The organism is Quadrisphaera sp. KR29, assembly GCF_052644995.1.
In genome coordinates, this window is the sequence record NZ_JBQXXG010000003.1 from 88653 (window position 1) to 105324 (window position 16672).

The 16672-nt window shown below is 76.1% G+C and carries 14 protein-coding genes; 12 read left to right on the forward strand and 2 right to left on the reverse strand.

Features of this window, described 5'->3' with window-relative positions; translation table 11 throughout:
- Positions 1-390 (reverse strand): hypothetical protein, encoded by a 390-nt coding sequence (locus ACUN9U_RS03865; RefSeq protein ID WP_445483599.1) that lies wholly within the window; start codon positions 388-390, stop codon positions 1-3.
- 31 nt (positions 391-421) lie between these two features.
- Between ACUN9U_RS03865 and dxr the strand changes: the two genes are divergently transcribed.
- The 8 genes from dxr to ACUN9U_RS03905 all read left to right on the forward strand — a co-directional run bounded on the left by dxr (position 422) and on the right by ACUN9U_RS03905 (position 10381).
- Complete coding sequence (gene dxr, locus ACUN9U_RS03870) at positions 422-1618, forward strand: 1-deoxy-D-xylulose-5-phosphate reductoisomerase (RefSeq protein WP_445483600.1); 1197 nt, start codon at positions 422-424, stop codon at positions 1616-1618.
- Between the two features lie 3 nt (positions 1619-1621).
- On the forward strand, positions 1622-3016 hold the full coding sequence (locus tag ACUN9U_RS03875; RefSeq protein WP_445483601.1) for a M50 family metallopeptidase: 1395 nt from the start codon (positions 1622-1624) through the stop codon (positions 3014-3016).
- A 30-nt stretch (positions 3017-3046) separates the two neighbouring features.
- The gene (gene ispG / locus ACUN9U_RS03880; RefSeq protein WP_445483602.1) at positions 3047-4210 is read left to right on the forward strand and encodes a flavodoxin-dependent (E)-4-hydroxy-3-methylbut-2-enyl-diphosphate synthase; all 1164 of its coding nucleotides are present in this window, start codon (positions 3047-3049) and stop codon (positions 4208-4210) included.
- A 140-nt stretch (positions 4211-4350) separates the two neighbouring features.
- Complete coding sequence (locus tag ACUN9U_RS03885; protein ID WP_445483603.1) at positions 4351-5232, forward strand: GNAT family N-acetyltransferase; 882 nt, start codon at positions 4351-4353, stop codon at positions 5230-5232.
- A gap of 104 nt (positions 5233-5336) precedes the next feature.
- On the forward strand, positions 5337-6668 hold the full coding sequence (locus ACUN9U_RS03890) for a uracil-xanthine permease family protein (RefSeq protein ID WP_445483604.1): 1332 nt from the start codon (positions 5337-5339) through the stop codon (positions 6666-6668).
- A 129-nt stretch (positions 6669-6797) separates the two neighbouring features.
- Positions 6798-7688 (forward strand): hypothetical protein, encoded by an 891-nt coding sequence (locus ACUN9U_RS03895; RefSeq protein ID WP_445483605.1) that lies wholly within the window; start codon positions 6798-6800, stop codon positions 7686-7688.
- Positions 7689-7793: 105 nt separating this feature from the next.
- Complete coding sequence (locus ACUN9U_RS03900) at positions 7794-9587, forward strand: proline--tRNA ligase (protein WP_445483606.1); 1794 nt, start codon at positions 7794-7796, stop codon at positions 9585-9587.
- A gap of 5 nt (positions 9588-9592) precedes the next feature.
- A complete protein-coding gene (locus tag ACUN9U_RS03905; protein WP_445483734.1) occupies positions 9593-10381 on the forward strand; it encodes a TSUP family transporter in 789 nt (262 codons plus the stop codon).
- A 55-nt stretch (positions 10382-10436) separates the two neighbouring features.
- Here ACUN9U_RS03905 and ACUN9U_RS03910 read toward each other — a convergent pair whose 3' ends face one another.
- The gene (locus tag ACUN9U_RS03910) at positions 10437-11495 is read right to left on the reverse strand and encodes a DUF4439 domain-containing protein (RefSeq protein ID WP_445483607.1); all 1059 of its coding nucleotides are present in this window, start codon (positions 11493-11495) and stop codon (positions 10437-10439) included.
- Between the two features lie 108 nt (positions 11496-11603).
- Here ACUN9U_RS03910 and rimP point away from each other — a divergent pair, with 108 nt between their 5' ends.
- The 4 genes from rimP to infB all read left to right on the forward strand — a co-directional run bounded on the left by rimP (position 11604) and on the right by infB (position 16612).
- Entirely contained in the window at positions 11604-12155 is a 552-nt protein-coding gene (gene rimP / locus ACUN9U_RS03915; RefSeq protein ID WP_445483608.1) for a ribosome maturation factor RimP, read from the forward strand.
- Position 12156: 1 nt separating this feature from the next.
- Positions 12157-13185, forward strand: a complete 1029-nt coding sequence (gene nusA / locus ACUN9U_RS03920) for a transcription termination factor NusA (protein WP_445483609.1) — start codon at positions 12157-12159, stop codon at positions 13183-13185.
- Positions 13186-13261: 76 nt separating this feature from the next.
- Positions 13262-13576, forward strand: a complete 315-nt coding sequence (locus tag ACUN9U_RS03925) for a YlxR family protein (protein ID WP_445483735.1) — start codon at positions 13262-13264, stop codon at positions 13574-13576.
- A gap of 60 nt (positions 13577-13636) precedes the next feature.
- Positions 13637-16612, forward strand: a complete 2976-nt coding sequence (gene infB / locus ACUN9U_RS03930) for a translation initiation factor IF-2 (protein WP_445483610.1) — start codon at positions 13637-13639, stop codon at positions 16610-16612.
- The last annotated feature ends 60 nt before the right edge of the window (positions 16613-16672 follow it).

Below are 16672 nucleotides of genomic sequence, written 5' to 3' on the forward strand. Positions count from 1 at the left end.
TCATCCGCGCGAAGTTGTGCGTGGTGGAGAACACCGGCCCCCGGGCAGGGAGACGCTCAGGGAGTGCGCCTCGAAGGCGAGCGAGGTGGTCGGCCAGCGGCGGGCGGCGCGGCGCGGCACCCCCGCTCCCAGCAGCAGCCGGCGCTGCATGACCGCGTAGGCCACCATCGAGGCCAGGTCGACCACCGCGGCCAGCCCGAGCGCCCACCACACCGGGTCGCTCACCGCGCGCAGGGCGCGCACGACGTCGCGGCGCCCGGCCACCACCTCGACCACCACCACGCCGAGCAGCAGCACCACCAGCGCCCAGCGCGTGAGGCGCCACCACGAGGGGCGCTGCAGCGGGGCTGCGCCGTCGGCGGCGTCCGCGGTGGTGGACGTGCTGCTCACGCCCCCATCATCGGCGCGCGAGGATGGGGGCGTGAGCAGTGCGCGCGACGTCGTCCTCCTGGGCTCCACCGGCTCGATCGGCACCCAGGCCGAGGACGTCGTCGCCAGCGCCCCCGACCGCTTCCGCGTCGTGGCGGTGGCGGCCGGCGGGTCCGACCCCGCCCGGCTGCGCCAGCTGGCCGAGCAGGCCGTGCGCCTGGACGTGGCCGCGGTGGGGGTGGCCGACACCGGCGCGGAGGGGGCTCTGCGCGAGCACCTGGCCGACGCCGCCCGGGCCGCCGGGCGGGCCGGGTGGGCCCCGGAGGTGCTGGCCGGGCCGGAGGCGGCGGCCGAGCTGGCGCGCCGCCCCGCCGACGTCGTCCTCAACGGCATGACGGGCTCGGTGGGCCTGCGGCCCACCCTGGCCGCCCTGGAGGCGGGCACCGTGCTGGCGCTGGCCAACAAGGAGTCGCTGGTGGCGGGCGGGCCGCTGGTCAAGGGCCTCGCGGCCCCCGGGCAGGTGGTGCCGGTCGACTCCGAGCACTCCGCCATCGCCCAGTGCCTGCGCGGCGGCTCGGGAGCAGAGGTGCGGCGCCTGGTGCTCACCGCCTCCGGCGGGCCGTTCCGCGGCCGCTCGCGCGCCTCCCTGGCCGGTGTCACGCCCGAGCAGGCGCTGGCGCACCCCACGTGGGCCATGGGCCCGGTGGTCACCACGAACTCCGCGACCATGGTCAACAAGGCGCTGGAGGTGGTGGAGGCGCACCTGCTGTTCGACCTGCCGCTGGAGCGCATCGACGTCGTCGTCCACCCGCAGTCGGTGGTGCACTCCATGGTGGAGTTCACCGACGGCTCGACCCTGGCGCAGTGCTCGCCCCCGGACATGCGCCTGCCGATCTCCCTGGGCCTGGGCTGGCCCGACAGGGTGGAGCGCGCCGGCTACGGCATCGACTGGACGCAAGCCGCCTCGTGGACGTTCGAGCCGCTCGACGAGGAGGCCTTCCCGGCCGTGGCGCTCGCGCGCTCGGCGGCCACCGCGGGGGGCACGGCGCCGGCGGTCCTCAACGCCGCCAACGAGGAGTGCGTCGCCGCGTTCCTCGGCGGCGGGCTGCCGTTCCTGGGCATCGTGGACACCGTCGCGCGCGTGGTGGGCGAGCACAGCCCCCTCCCAGCGGGCGGGCTGACCGTGGACGACGTGCTGGCGGCGGAGGGCTGGGCGCGCACGCGCGCCCGCGAGCTGGTGGGGAGCTGAGCGGTGGGCGAGGTCGTGGCGTGGGTCGTCGGCGTGGGGGTCTTCGTCCTCGGGCTGGGGCTGTCCATCGCCCTGCACGAGGTCGGGCACCTGCTGCCGGCCAAGCGGTTCGGCGTCAAGGTGACGCAGTACATGGTCGGCTTCGGCCCCACGCTGTGGTCGCGCCGGCGCGGTGAGACCGAGTACGGCGTCAAGGCGGTCCCGCTCGGCGGCTACGTGCGGATGGTCGGCATGTTCGCCCCGCTGACCGCCGTGGTCGAGGACCGCGTCGAGGACGAGGCGCGCGCCCTCGGCGGCGACGAGCGCGCCGCCGGGCGGGTGCGCCGCCAGCGCCGGCAGGGCGCCTTCGCGCAGATGGCCGCCGACGCCCGCGCCCAGGCCGCCGAGGAGGTGCTGCCCGGGGAGGAGCACCGCTCCTTCCACCGGCTGCCCGTGGCCCAGCGGATCGTCATCATGCTCGGCGGTCCGGTGGTCAACCTCGTCATCGCCACGGTGCTGCTCGGCGCCTACATCACCACCACGGGGCTGCCGGAGACCACGCCCGTGGTGAGCTCGGTCTCCCAGTGCGTGCTGCCCGCGGGCAGCACGCAGACGGAGTGCGCCGCCGACGACCCCGCCAGCCCCGCCGCCCAGGCCGGGCTGCAGCAGGGGGACCGCATCGTCTCCGTGGACGGCGTCGCCGCGGACGGCGACTGGACCCGCGTCCAGCGGGCCATCCGGGCCTCGGCCGGCAGCACCGTCCCGATCGTCGTCGAGCGCGGTGGCCAGCAGCTCACCCTGCAGGCGCCGATCATCCCCAACGAGGTGGCGCGGGTCTCCTCCTCGGGCGCCGTGGAGACCGGCGCCGACGGGCGCGTGCTCACCGACCGGGTCGGCTTCCTGGGCGTCACGCCGACCACGGAGGTGGTGGCCCAGCCCGTCACCGCCGTGCCCGGCTTCGTGGCCGAGCAGACCTGGAGCGTCGCCAAGATCGTCCTCACCCTGCCGCAGCGCATGGTGGGCGTGGCGCAGGCGGCGTTCGGCGACGGCGAGCGCGACCCCAACGGGCCGATCGGCATCGTCGGCGTGGGCCGCCTGTCGGGGGAGATCGCCAGCAGCGACCTGTTCACCTCCACCGGGCAGCGCGTGGCCGCGATCGTCTCGGTGCTCGGCTCGCTGAACCTCGCCCTGTTCGTCTTCAACCTCGTGCCGCTGCTGCCGCTGGACGGCGGTCACGTGGCCGGGGCGCTGTGGGAGGGCGCCCGACGCAAGGTGGCCTCCTGGCGCGGCCGGCCCGACCCGGGTCCGTTCGACCTGGCGCGGCTGCTCCCCGTGACGTACGCGGTCACGCTGGTGATCATCGCGATGTCCGGGCTGCTGCTCTACGCCGACGTCGTGAGGCCGATCACCCTGGGCTGAGGCGCCGGGGCGCCGGGGGATACTGGTCGCATGGCATCGGTCCCGGTCAGCCTCGGCATGCCGAGCGTCAAGGAGGCGCCGCCCGTCCTGGCGCCCCGTCGTCCCACCCGGCAGATCAGGGTCGGCTCGGTGGGGGTGGGCAGCGAGTCCCCGGTGAGCGTGCAGTCGATGACGACGACGCCGACCACCGACATCAACGCCACGCTGCAGCAGATCGCCGAGCTGACCGCGTCCGGGTGCGACATCGTGCGCGTCGCCTGCCCCAGCCAGGACGACGCCGACGTGCTGCACATCATCGCCAAGAAGTCGCAGATCCCCGTGATCGCCGACATCCACTTCCAGCCCAAGTACGTCTTCACCGCCATCGAGGCCGGCTGCGCGGCCGTCCGGGTGAACCCGGGCAACATCCGCAAGTTCGACGACCAGGTCAAGGAGATCGCCCGCGCGGCGAAGGACCACGGCACCTCGATCCGCATCGGCGTCAACGCCGGCTCCCTCGACAAGCGGATCATGGACAAGCACGGGAAGGCCACGCCCGAGGCCCTCGTGGAGTCCGCGGTGTGGGAGGCCTCGCTGTTCGAGGAGCACGACTTCCACGACTTCAAGATCTCGGTCAAGCACAACGACCCCGTGGTCATGGTGCGCGCCTACGAGCTGCTCGCCGAGAAGGGCGACTGGCCGCTGCACCTGGGCGTCACCGAGGCGGGCCCGGCCTTCCAGGGCACCATCAAGTCCGCCACCGCCTTCGGCGCGCTGCTGAGCAAGGGCATCGGCGACACGATCCGCGTCTCCCTGTCGGCGCCGCCGGTGGAGGAGGTCAAGGTCGGCATCCAGATCCTGCAGTCGCTCAACCTGCGCGAGCGCAAGCTGGAGATCGTCTCCTGCCCCTCCTGCGGACGCGCCCAGGTGGACGTCTACACCCTCGCCGACGAGGTCACCGCGGGCCTGGAGGGCATGACCGTGCCGCTGCGCGTGGCGGTCATGGGCTGCGTCGTCAACGGCCCCGGCGAGGCCCGCGAGGCCGACCTCGGCGTCGCCTCCGGCAACGGCAAGGGCCAGATCTTCGTCAGGGGCCAGGTCATCAAGACCGTCCCCGAGCACGACATCGTGGCCACCCTCATCGAGGAGGCCAACCGCCTGGCCGCCGAGATGGGCGAGGTCGAGGGCGCCTCGCCGTCCGTCTCCGTCGGCTGACGGGCTGCCGGCGGGCTGCCGGCGGGCTGCCGGCGGGCTGCCGGCGGGCTGCCCACTGGCTGCCGGCGGGCCCGCCGGCCGGCTGCCGGCGGGGCCGACGGGAGCCCTCGCCGGGCGCAGCGGCGGCGCCGACCGGCAGGATGCCGCCTGTGTTCCGCAGCCCGCTGCGCGTCCTCGACGACGCCGACCGCGCCGACGTCCTCGCGCTGTGCGCGCAGGACCCGGTGGCGAGCATCTTCGTCACCAGCCGCGTCGCCGCCGTCGGCGCGGCCCCGGCGCGGATGGGCGGGCAGCTGTGGGGGTGGGGCGCCCCCGGCCGCCTGCAGGCGATCTGCTGGGACGGCGCCAACCTCGTGCCGGTGCTCAGCACGTCGCTGTCCGCGGACGAGGCCGGCGCGGCCCTGGACGCCTTCGCCGCCCGCGCCCGGCGCGTGGGGCGCCGCTGCTCCTCGCTGGTCGGCTCGGCGCCCGCCGTCGTCGGCCTCTGGCAGCGGCTGGAGGGCAGCTGGGGCCCTGCCCGCGACGTGCGGCCGGACCAGCCGCTGATGGCCATCAGGACGCCCCCGCTGGTGGCCCCCGACACCGCCGTCCGCCGCGCCACCGCCGACGACCTCGACGTGCTCGTGCCCGCCTGCATCGCGATGTTCACCGAGGAGGTGGGCTACTCCCCGACCGCCGGTGACGGCGGGGCCACCTACCGCCGCCGCGTGGAGGAGCTGGTGTCCGCCGGCCGCTCCTACGTGCGCGTGGAGGGCAGCGGCAGCTCCCGCGAGGTGGTGTTCAAGGCCGAGCTGGGCGCCGTGGCCCCCGGCGTCGCGCAGGTCCAGGGCGTCTGGGTGCACCCCGAGCACCGCGGCCACGGCCTCGCCGAGCCGGGCATGGCCGCCGTCGTGCTGTCCACCCAGGCGGCGGGCTACCCGCAGGTCAGCCTGTACGTCAACGACTACAACACCCGCGCCGTGCGCGCTTACGAGGCCGTGGGCTTCGAGAGGGTCGGGACCTTCGCCACCGTCCTGTTCTGAGCCTGCTCGCGCCGGACGCGCCCGGGGCGGCGCCCGCACCCACTAGCGTCTGCTGGCCGCGCAGCACCGGGCGGTGGCCGCAGCACGGGTGAGGGTGAGGGTTCGTGGCACGCACGGGCGGGTTCTGGCAGCTGCACGGGGACGGGCGCACCATCGCGCCGGGAGCGGTGGTCGCGCCGGAGGAGCGGCTGAGCTGGCCGCGCACCACCGGCATCGGGCTGCAGCACGTGGTGGCGATGTTCGGCGCCACCTTCCTGGTGCCGCTCATCACCGGCTTCCCGCCGTCGACGACGCTGTTCTTCTCCGCCGTCGGCACGGCGCTGTTCCTGCTCCTGACGCGCGGGCGCCTGCCCAGCTACCTCGGCTCCAGCTTCGCGTTCATCGCGCCGATCAGCGCCGCGCAGAGCGCGGGCGGCCCCGGCGCGGCCCTCGGCGGCGTCGTCGTCACCGGGGTGCTGCTCGCGCTGGTCGGCCTGCTCGTGCAGCGCGCCGGCGCCGCGTGGATCGAGCGGCTGCTGCCGCCCGCCGTCACCGGCACGATCGTGGCGCTCATCGGCCTCAACCTCGCCCCGGCGGCGTGGGCCAACGTGCAGGAGGGCGCGGTCACCGCGGTGGTCACCATCGCCGCGGTCGTGCTGGCGTCGGTGCTGCTGCGCGGCCTGCTGGGGCGGCTGTCGATCCTGCTCGGGGTGCTCGTCGGGTACCTCGTGGCCGTGGTGCGCGGCGAGGTCTCCTTCGACCTGGTGCGCGAGGCGGCCTGGGTGGGCCTGCCGGAGTTCTCCACCCCGACGTTCGACGTGACCGTGCTGGCGGTCTTCGTGCCGGTGGTGCTCGTCCTCGTCGCCGAGAACGTCGGCCACGTCCGCTCGGTGGCCGCGCTCACCGGGCGCGACCTGGACCCCCTCACCGGGCGCGCGCTGCTGGCCGACGGCCTGGCCACCACCCTCGCCGGCCTCGGCGGCGGCTCCGGCACCACCACCTACGCCGAGAACATCGGCGTGATGGCCGCCAGCCGCGTCTACTCCACCGCCGCGTACGCCGTGGCGGCTGGCGCTGCGCTGGTGCTGAGCCTGTGCCCGAAGTTCGGCGCGGTCATCGCCAGCGTGCCGGCCGGCGTGCTCGGCGGGGCGGGCACGGTGCTGTACGGCCTCATCGGCGTGCTGGGCGCGCGGATCTGGGTGCAGGCCCGCGTCGACTTCTCCCGGCCCGCGGTGCTGACCAGCGCCGGCGTGGCGCTCATCATCGGCATCGCCGACTACACCCTGACCGTCGGCGACCTGCAGCTGACAGGGATCGCGCTGGGCACGATCGCCGCGGTCGGCCTGTACCACCTGATGGCGGCCCTGGGCCGCTGGCGCGGCACCGACCCCGGCGCCGGGCCCGGCAGCGAGCCGGCCAGCCCCGCCTCAGCCCCCCGCCCCGACCTGGCCCGCTGACGCGCGTGACGCCGGACGTGCAGAAGTCCGGCTCAGCGGCCCTGCAGGACCTCTGGCAGGCTTCTGCACGTCCGGGCGCACCTGTGGACAAGATCCACAATGGGCGGTGCGGCTGGCCACGGTGGACCCGTGGACGTCGATGAGGTGTGCAGGGTGCTGTACCGGCGCGGTGGCGTCGCCCGCCGTCGCGACATCGGCGGGAACTGGCGGGCGGTCGAGCGCGCGCTGTCCAGCGGTCGTGTGGTCCGCCTGGCGCGCGGCACGTACGCGCTGTCCAGCGGGAAGGCGCCCCTGGCCGCTGCTGCAGCCGTCAGCGGCGTCGCCTCCCACGCCAGCGCGGCCCAGCTGTGGCTCATGGACCTGGTCACCGCGCCGGCGATCCCGCACGTCACGGTCCCGCGCAGCCGCAAGCTCACCAGCGACCAGGTGGTGCGCCACTGGGCCGACCTGCCGGCGGAGGACGTCGACGGCCGGGTCACCACTCCTCTGCGCACCGTCGTCGACTGCGCGCGCACGATGCCGCTCCCCGAGGCTCTGGCGGTCGCCGACTCCGCGCTGAGGCGCGGCCTGGTGAGCCGCCCCGAGCTGCTGGCCCGAGCCGCGGCGACGCGGGGAGCCGGTCGCGCCGCCGTGCGCCGCGTCGCCGAGCACGCCTCCGCGCGGCCGGCCAACCCGTTCGAGTCAGCCCTCCGAGGCATCGCCCTCGATGCGGGGCTCACCGGGCTCCTGCCGCAGCTGCCCATGGACTTCGACGGCTGGAGCCTGCGCCCCGACCTCGTCGACCCGGCGCTGCGGCTGGTCCTGGAGGCGGACAGCTTCGAGTGGCACGGTGGCCGGTCGGCTCTGGCCGCGGACTGCCGGCGCTACGACGAGCTGGTGGCAGAGGGGTGGACCGTCCTGCGCTTCGCGTGGGAGCAGGTGATGTTCGACGGGCCGTGGGTCGCTGGCGTCCTGCAGCGGACCGCCAGGCGGTGCGCCGTGACGGCCGACGTGCACACGTCGCTCAGCACGGCCGCGTGACGGCTCATGAGGCGCTTCTGCCCGTCCGACGTCACCAGCCCGTGCCGCGTGCACGGCGGGCGGGACGCGCAGAGGGCCGCGCAGGGGCGGCACTAGGGTCGGGGGGTGCTCCTGAGGACCTCCACGCTGCTCCTGCGCACCCTGCGCGAGGACCCGGCCGACGCCGAGCTGGCCAGCCACAAGCTGCTCGTGCGCGCCGGATACATCCGGCGCGCTGCGCCCGGCGGCTTCTCCTGGCTGCCGCTGGGCCTGCGGGTGCTCAAGAAGGTCGAGGCCGTCGTCCGCGAGGAGATGGACGCGATCGGCGCCCAGGAGGTCCACTTCCCCGCGCTGCTGCCGAAGGAGCCCTACGAGGCCAGCGGCCGGTGGGAGGACTACGGGCCCAACATCTTCCGCATCAAGGACCGCCGCGGCGCCGACTTCCTCCTCGCGCCCACCCACGAGGAGATGTTCACCCTCCTGGTGAAGGACCAGTGCTCGTCCTACAAGGACCTGCCGCTGAGCCTCTACCAGGTGCAGACGAAGTACCGCGACGAGGCGCGGCCCCGCGCGGGCCTGCTGCGCGGCCGGGAGTTCGTCATGAAGGACAGCTACTCCTTCGACGTCGACGACGCCGGGCTGGAGAAGGCCTACCAGCGCCACCGCGAGGCCTACGTCCGCATCTTCGACCGCCTGGGCCTGGAGTACGTCATCGTCTCCGCCGTCTCCGGCGCCATGGGCGGCTCGGCCAGCGAGGAGTTCCTCCACCCCAGCCCCCAGGGCGAGGACACCTACGTCCGCTCCGCCGGCGGGTACGCCGCCAACGTCGAGGCCGTGACCACCGTGGCCCCCGAGCCGGTCGGCTGGGAGGACGCCCCGCCCGCCGTCGTCAGGGACACCCCGGACACCCCCACCATCGACACGCTCGTGGCGGTCTCCAACCAGCTGCACCCCCGCGACGACCGCCCCTGGGCGGCGGCGGACACGCTGAAGAACGTGCTCGTGCTGCTGCGCCACCCCGACGGCTCCACCGAGCCGCTGGCCGTCGGCGTCCCCGGGGACCGCGAGGTCGACCCCAAGCGCCTCGAGGCCGCCGTCTCGCCCGCCACCGTCGAGCCGTTCGACGAGGCGCAGTTCGCGCAGCACCCCGAGCTGGTCAAGGGCTACATCGGTCCCGGCGCCCTCGGCCTGCGCCCCACCGGTGAGACCGACGAGCACGGGCAGCCGGTCACCACGGGCATCCGCTACCTGCTCGACCCGCGCGTCGCGCCCGGCACCGCGTGGGTCACCGGCGCCGACCAGCCCGGCAAGCACGTCTTCGGCCTGGTGGCCGGGCGCGACTTCACCGGCGACGGCACCATCGACGCCGCCGAGGTCCGCGACGGCGACCCCGCCCCCGACGGCTCGGGCCCGCTGGAGACCGCCCGCGGCATGGAGATGGGCCACATCTTCCAGCTCGGCCGCAAGTACGCCCAGGCCCTGGGCCTGCAGGTGCTCGACGAGAACGGCAAGCTCGTCACGGTCACGATGGGCTCCTACGGCGTGGGCGTCTCGCGCGCCGTCGCCGCCATCGCCGAGGCCGGCCACGACGAGCTGGGCCTGGTCTGGCCGCGCTCGGTGGCGCCGGTCGACGTGCACGTCGTCGTCGCCGGCAAGGACGCCGCCGTGGTCGAGGGCGGCGAGCGCCTCGCGGCCGAGCTGGTCTCCGCCGGCCTCGACGTCCTGCTCGACGACCGCGCCCGCGTCAGCCCCGGCGTGAAGTTCAAGGACGCCGAGCTGGTGGGCGTGCCCACCATCGTCACCGTGGGCAAGCGCCTGGCCGACGGCGTGGTCGAGGTCCGCGACCGCGCCACCGGCGAGCGCACCGACGTGCCGGTCGAGGACGCCGCGCACCACCTCGTCGCGCTCGTGCGCGGCTGACGCCGCTGCTCGGGCTCGAGGGGCTGACCCCCGAGGTCCTCGCGCTGCTCCTGCTCGCCGCGCTCGCGGCGGGCTGGGTGGACGCGGTGGTCGGCGGCGGCGGCCTCGTCCAGCTGCCCGCGCTGCTCCTGGTGCCGGGGATCAGCCCCGTCCAGGCGCTGGCCACCAACAAGCTGGCCGGGTTCGCGGGGACGACGACGAGCGCGGTCACCTACGCGCGGCGCGTGCGCGTCGACCTGCGCACCGCCGTCCCGATGGCGCTGGTCGCGGGGCTGGCCGCCGGCGGGGGAGCGGCGCTGGCGCACTGGGTGCCGGCCGGTGCGCTGCGCCCGGTGGTGCTCGTGGCGCTGGTGGCGGTGGCGGCGTGGACCCTGCTGCGGCCGCCGCCGGCGGAGTCGGCAGCGCTGCGCTACGACGGGCGCCGCCACGCGCTGTCCGCGGCGGCCCTGGGCGGGCTGGTGGGCCTCTACGACGGCGCGCTGGGCCCGGGCACCGGGTCCTTCCTCGTGGCCGGGCTCGTCGGGCTCGGCTACGCGTTCCTGCCGGCCAGCGCCGTCGCCAAGGTCGTCAACGCCGCCACCAACCTCGGGGCGCTGGTGGTGTTCACCCTCGCCGGGTCCGTGGTCTGGGGGCTCGGGCTGTCCATGGCCGTCGCCAACGTCCTGGGCGGGTACCTGGGCGCCCGCACCGCGGTCGCCCGCGGCAGCGGCTTCGTGAGGGCGGTCTTCCTCGTGGTGGTCGGGGCGCTCGTGCTGCGCCTGGGGTGGCAGGTGCTGGCGCCGCTGCTGGGCTGAGCGGAGGTGGCGCACTGCCCGGGCCGCCCGGCCGGGCCGCCCGGCGCACCGCCGGTCAGCGCCCCGACAGGCCGGGCAGGCCCACGGGGCCCGGCACCCCGGCGGCGGCGCGCCACTGCTGCCAGCGCTGCGCCGCCAGGACCAGCTGGTCCGCCGCGGCGGCCCGCCGCTCGCGGTCCGCCGCGGCCACCAGGTCCGCCCAGGCCGCGGCCGAGGCGGCCTCCAGCTGCTGGGCCAGCGCCAGCGCTCCCGCGGCGTCGGTGACCGGGGACGGCAGCGCCCAGGCCGGCTGGGGCGCCGGCGGCTGCGCGCCCAGGGCCAGCAGCTGCTCGCGCAGCTGCTCCACCAGGCGGCCGTGGGTGGCGAGCAGTCCCACCGCCAGGTCCCGATCGGCGCCGCCCAGGCGCACGGCGAGCACCCCGTAGCCGTACTCGGCGGCCTGCTCCACGCCCAGCGCCGCCACGAGCGCCGCCTGCTCCCCGGAGGGCTGGGCCGGGGTGGGGGAGCCGGCGGGGCCGGCCGGTCCGGAGGAGGAGGGCGACGACGACGAGCCCGGTGCCGGCGGCTGCGTCGGTCCCGTCGGCGGCGGCTCGCCGCTGAGGAGCCAGGCGCGGGCGGCCTCGAGCCCGGCGGCCACGCAGGCGAGCAGGCGCGCGGTCCCTCCGGCGACGCCCGCCAGGTCCGCCGAGGCGGTCTGCGCGGCGTCGCGCGCCGCGGCGGCCACCTCGGCCGGGGTCGTCGGGGCCGGAGCGGCCGGGGACGCGGCCGGCGCGGTCGTCGTCGTCCCCGGCGCCGCCGCGGTCCCTGCCGCCGCGGGGGGTGCCGAGGCCGTGGCGGGCTGCTCCCCGAGGGCCTCCAGCTGCTCGGCCAGCGCAGACCCCAGCGGCCCGGCCAGGGCGGGGTCCAGCCCGCCCGCGCGCCCCAGCACGCCCTGCACCGCCTCCACCGCGGAGCGGCGGGCCAGCTCGTCGGGCCCCGGGGGCGGCGGGGACGGGGGCGGGTCCCCGCCCAGCGGCTGCACCCGAAGCCGCCCCCACGGGGTCGAGCAGCCGGCCAGCGCCGCGGCGGCGGGCAGGGCCAGCAGGACGGCGCGCCGCGTGGGGGAGGTCGGCACGCCAGGTGATCCTGCCACCGCCGGCCGCCGCGCGAGCCGCTCCGGGCACCCTCGCGCGGCGACTAGGGTTCTCAGGTCCCCCGAGCCTCCGAGACCCCAGGAGTCCGCGTGCCAGCCCCCCAGGCCGTGCACGACCGCGTCGTCGCCGCCGTCGAGCCCGCCGTCCTCAGCAGCGGCCTGGTGCTGGAGGAGGTCGAGCTCGCCCGCGCCGGGGCCCGCACCGTCGTGCGCGTGGTGGTCGACCTGCCCGACGAGGCGGTCGGCGCCGTCTCCTCCGACCAGCTCGCGACCGTCTCGCGGGCCGTGGGCGCGGCCATGGACTCCGTGGACGACGTGCTGGGCGACCGCCCCTACGTGCTGGAGGTGGGCTCCCCGGGCGTGTCCCGGCCGCTGACCGAGCGCCGCCACTGGTCGCGGGCGCGCACGCGGCTGGTGTCCGTGCCCGTCGCCGGCGCCGCCACCACCGGGCGCGTGGTGGCCGTCGACGACGACGGCGTGGTCCTCGACGTCGACGGCGACCAGCGGCGCACCGCCTGGGCCGAGCTCGGGACCGGGCGCGTGCAGGTGGAGTTCTCCCGAGCCGCCGGCGGGGCGGGCGAGGACTGGACCGGGGACGACGCCGAGGGCGCTGACGACGAGCTGGACGAGGACGAGGACTGACGTGGACATCGACATGGCGGCGCTGCGCGCCGTGGAGCGCGAGCGCGAGATCCCCCTCGAGGTGCTGGTGACGGCCATCGAGCAGGCGCTGCTGGTGGCCTACCACCGCACCGAGGGTGCCCAGCCGCGCGCCCGGGTCGAGCTGGACCGCAGGAGCGGCCACGTGGTCGTCCTGGCCGCCGAGCTCGGCGAGGACGGCGCCGTGCTGCGCGAGTACGACGACACCCCGAAGGGCTTCGGCCGGGTCGCCGCCGGCACCGCCCGCCAGGTGATCCTGCAGCGCCTGCGCGCCGCCGAGGACGAGCAGGTGCTCGGCGCCTTCGCCGGCCGGGAGGGCGACATCATCAGCGGCGTGGTCCAGCAGGGCCACGACCCGCGCCTGGTGCACCTGGAGGTGGGCGGGGTCGAGGCCGTCATGCCGCCCAGCGAGCAGGTGCCGGGGGAGTCCTACCCGCACGGGCAGCGCCTGCGCGCCTTCGTCGTCTCGGTGCGCCGCACGCCCAAGGGCCCGTCCATCACGGTCTCGCGGACCCACCCGGACCTGGTGCGCGCGCTGTTCGCCCTCGAGGTCCCCGAGGTCGCCGACGGCACCGTGGAGATCATGGCGCTGGCGCGCGAGGCCGGGCACCGCACCAAGGTCGCGGTGCGCGCCACCCGCCCCGGCGTCAACCCCAAGGGCGCGTGCATCGGCCCGATGGGCGCGCGGGTGCGGGCGGTCATGGCGGAGCTGCACGGCGAGAAGATCGACATCGTCGACTGGGACGACGACCCCGCCCGCTTCGTGGGCAACGCGCTCTCGCCCTCCCGCGTGGTCTCGGTCGAGGTGGTCGACGCCGCAGCCCGGGCCGCTCGCGTGGTGGTCCCGGACTTCCAGCTCTCCCTGGCCATCGGCAAGGAGGGGCAGAACGCCCGCCTGGCGGCGCGCCTGACCGGCTGGCGCATCGACATCCGCTCCGACGCCGAGGCGCCCGGGGCCGGCCCCGCGACCCCGGCGGGCCGGCCGGAATCCGCCGGACGCCGGGAGCGTTAGACTCGTGAGTGCCGGCCCCTCCGCCGGGCAGCCCCCGACCCCGCCCGCAGCTCCCACCGAGCCGCAGCGGACGTGCGTGGGCTGCCGCCGTCGGGGTGACCGGTCGCGGTTGCTGCGCGTCGTCGCGGACCGGAGCGGGGCCCCAGCGGTCCTCGTCCCCGATCCCGGTGCCCGGCTGCCGGGGCGGGGAGCCTGGTTGCACCCCTCACCGGCCTGCCTGGACCTCGCGGAGCGCCGGCGTGCGTTCCCGCGGGCCCTGCGCCTGCCGGGCCCGCTCGACGCCGGCGCCGTCCGGGAGCACCTGCAGCAGCGCGGAGCACCAGTCCAGCCGTCCACGAGCACCGAGAGCGGGTCATCACCTGATGGGCACCCGATGAGCCTCCAGCGATGAGCACCCCCCAGCACTGACCACGGTCCGAGCCTGTCCGGCCCGGACCGGACGAGGAGAGATGTGGCAAAGGTCCGGGTCTACGAGCTCGCCAAGGAGTTCGGCGTAGAGAGCAAGGCGCTCATGTCCAAGCTTCAGGACATGGGCGAGTTCGTGAAGTCACCCAGCTCGACCATCGAGCCCCCCGTCGTGCGCAAGCTCAAGTCGGAGTACGCCGCCTCCGGCGGCAGCTCCGCTGCTGCGCCTTCCGCCCCCGCGCGCCCGGCGCCGACGCCGGGCGCCGTGCGCCCCGGCCCCCGTGCCGCTGCGCATTCGGCCCCCCCGGCCGCGCCGGTCCCCGCCGCGCCCGCTGCCCCGGCCGCGCCCGCACCGGCCCCCAGCGCCCCGGCTCCCGCCGCCAGCGCCCCGGCCGCCGCTGCGGCTCCGGCCGCTGCACCGGCTGCCAGCGCGCCCGCCCCTGCGGCGCGCCCGCAGCAGCCCGCCCCGGCGCGCCCGGCTGCGGGTCCGGCGCCCTCGGCCCCGGCCGCTCCCGGCGCGCCCGCCCCGGGCCGTCCGGCCCCCGGCGGCTCCGCGCCGCGTCCGGGTGCCCCGACCCCCGGGCGTCCCGCGCCTGGTGGCCCCGCGCCGCGTCCGGGCGGTCCGGCCGCTCCGGGTGGCACCCCCTCGGGCGCCCGTCCCGGTGCTCCCGCGCGCCCGGGCAACAACCCGTTCGCGCCCAGCCAGGGCATGCGCGCCGGCGCCCCGCGACCGGGCGCTCCCCGCCCGGGCAACAACCCCTTCGCCGCCAGCCAGGGCATGCGCACGGGCTCCCCGCGCCCGCAGGCCCCCGGCGCCCCGGGTGCTCCCGGCGCCCCGGCCGCCGGCGCCGGCGACCGTCCCGGCGGTCCCCGTCCGGGTGGTCCGCGCCCCGGCGGTCCCCGCCCCAACCCGGGCATGATGCCCGGCCGCTCCAGCGTCGGGCGCCCCGGCGCCCCCGCCCGTGGCGGCGCTCCGGGCCGTCCCGGCGGCCCCGGTCGCCCCGGCGGCGGCGGCGGCGCCCCGGGCCGTCCCGGCGGCGGTCCCGTCGGCGGCGGCTTCGGCAAGGGCGGTCGCGGTCGCGGCGGCACGCAGGGCGCCTTCGGCCGCTCCGGCGGCCGTCCCGTCCGCGGGCGCAAGTCGAAGCGCGCGAAGCGCCAGGAGTTCGAGGCCATGCAGGCCCCGAGCGTCGGCGGCGTGCAGGTCCGCCGCGGTGACGGCACCACCGTCATCCGGCTGCGCCGCGGCGCCTCGCTGACCGACTTCGCCGAGCGCATCGACGCCAACCCCGCGTCGCTGGTGACGGTGCTGTTCCACCTCGGTGAGATGGCGACCGCCACGCAGTCCCTCGACGAGGACACCTTCCGCCTGCTCGGCTCCGAGCTCGGCTACGACGTGCAGATCGTGTCGCCGGAGGACGAGGAGCGTGAGCTGCTCGCCGGCTTCGACATCGACCTCGACGCCGAGCTGGAGGCCGAGGACGACGACGACCTGGAGGCCCGTCCTCCGGTGGTCACCGTCATGGGCCACGTCGACCACGGGAAGACCAAGCTGCTCGACGCGATCCGCTCCACCGACGTGGTGGCGGGCGAGGCGGGCGGCATCACCCAGGCGATCGGCGCCTACCAGGTGCACACCGAGCACGAGGGCGTCGACCGGGCGATCACCTTCATCGACACCCCGGGCCACGAGGCGTTCACCGCCATGCGCGCACGCGGTGCCCAGGTGACGGACATCGCGATCCTCGTGGTCGCGGCGGACGACGGCGTGATGCCCCAGACGATCGAGGCCCTCAACCACGCGCAGGCCGCCGGCGTGCCGATCGTGGTGGCGGTCAACAAGGTCGACAAGGAGGGGGCGAACCCCGACAAGGTCATGCAGCAGCTGACCGAGTACAACCTGGTGGCCGAGCAGTACGGCGGCGACACCATGTTCGTGCCGATCAGCGCGCTGAAGCGGCAGGGCATCGACGACCTCCTCGAGGCCGTCCTGCTCACCGCCGACGCGGCGCTCGACATGCGGGCCAACCCCGACAAGGACGCCCGCGGCGTGGCCATCGAGGCCCACCTCGACAAGGGCCGCGGCCCGGTCGCCACGGTGCTGGTGCAGTCCGGCACCCTGCGCGTCGGCGACGCGATCGTGGCGGGCAACGGCTTCGGCCGCGTCCGCGCCATGCTCGACGAGAACGGCGAGACGGTCGAGGAGGCCACGCCCTCGCGGCCGGTCCTCGTGCTCGGCCTCACGGCCGTGCCCGGCGCCGGTGACACCTTCCTGGTGGCCCCGGACGACCGCACGGCCCGCCAGATCGCCGAGCGCCGCGAGTCCGCGGCCCGCGCGGCCAGCCTGGCCAAGCGCCGCAAGCGCATCAGCCTGGAGGACCTCAACGAGGCCCTGGCCGCCGGCAAGGTCGAGACCCTCAACCTCATCATCAAGGGCGACGGGTCCGGCTCGGTCGAGGCGCTCGAGGACGCCCTGCTGGGCATCGAGGTGAGCGACGACGTCGAGCTGCGGATCATCCACCGCGGCGTGGGTGCCATCACCCAGAACGACGTCAACCTGGCCACGGTCGACAACGCCGTGATCATCGGGTTCAACGTGCGTCCTGCTGAGCGCGTGGCCGACCTGGCCGAGCGCGAGGGCATCGACATGCGCTACTACTCGGTGATCTACCAGGCCATCGACGACGTCGAGCAGGCGCTGCGCGGCCTGCTCAAGCCGGAGTACGAGGAGGTGCAGCTCGGCACCGCCGAGGTGCGCGAGGTGTTCCGCTCCTCCAAGTTCGGCAACATCGCCGGGTCCCTGGTGCGCAGCGGCACGATCCGCCGCAACTCCAAGGCGCGCCTCACCCGCGACGGTGTCGTGGTCGGCAACGACCTCACCATCGAGTCGCTGCGGCGGTTCAAGGACGACGCGACCGAGGTCCGTGACGGCTTCGAGTGCGGCATCGGCCTGGGCAGCTTCAACGACATCAAGGAGGGCGACGTCATCGAGACGTTCGAGATGCGGGAGAAGCCCCGCGCCTGACCCTCTCCCGACCGTGATCATGGGCGTCCGCCACCTCCGCAGGTGGCGGACCCCATGATC

Excerpts from the sequence above, each read along its gene's own strand:
- ispG (WP_445483602.1), top strand. The coding sequence starts at position 3,047 with ATGGCATCGGTCCCGGTCAGCCTCGGCATGCCGAGCGTCAAGGAGGCG.
- ACUN9U_RS03885 (WP_445483603.1), top strand. The coding sequence starts at position 4,351 with ATGCCGCCTGTGTTCCGCAGCCCGCTGCGCGTCCTCGACGACGCCGAC.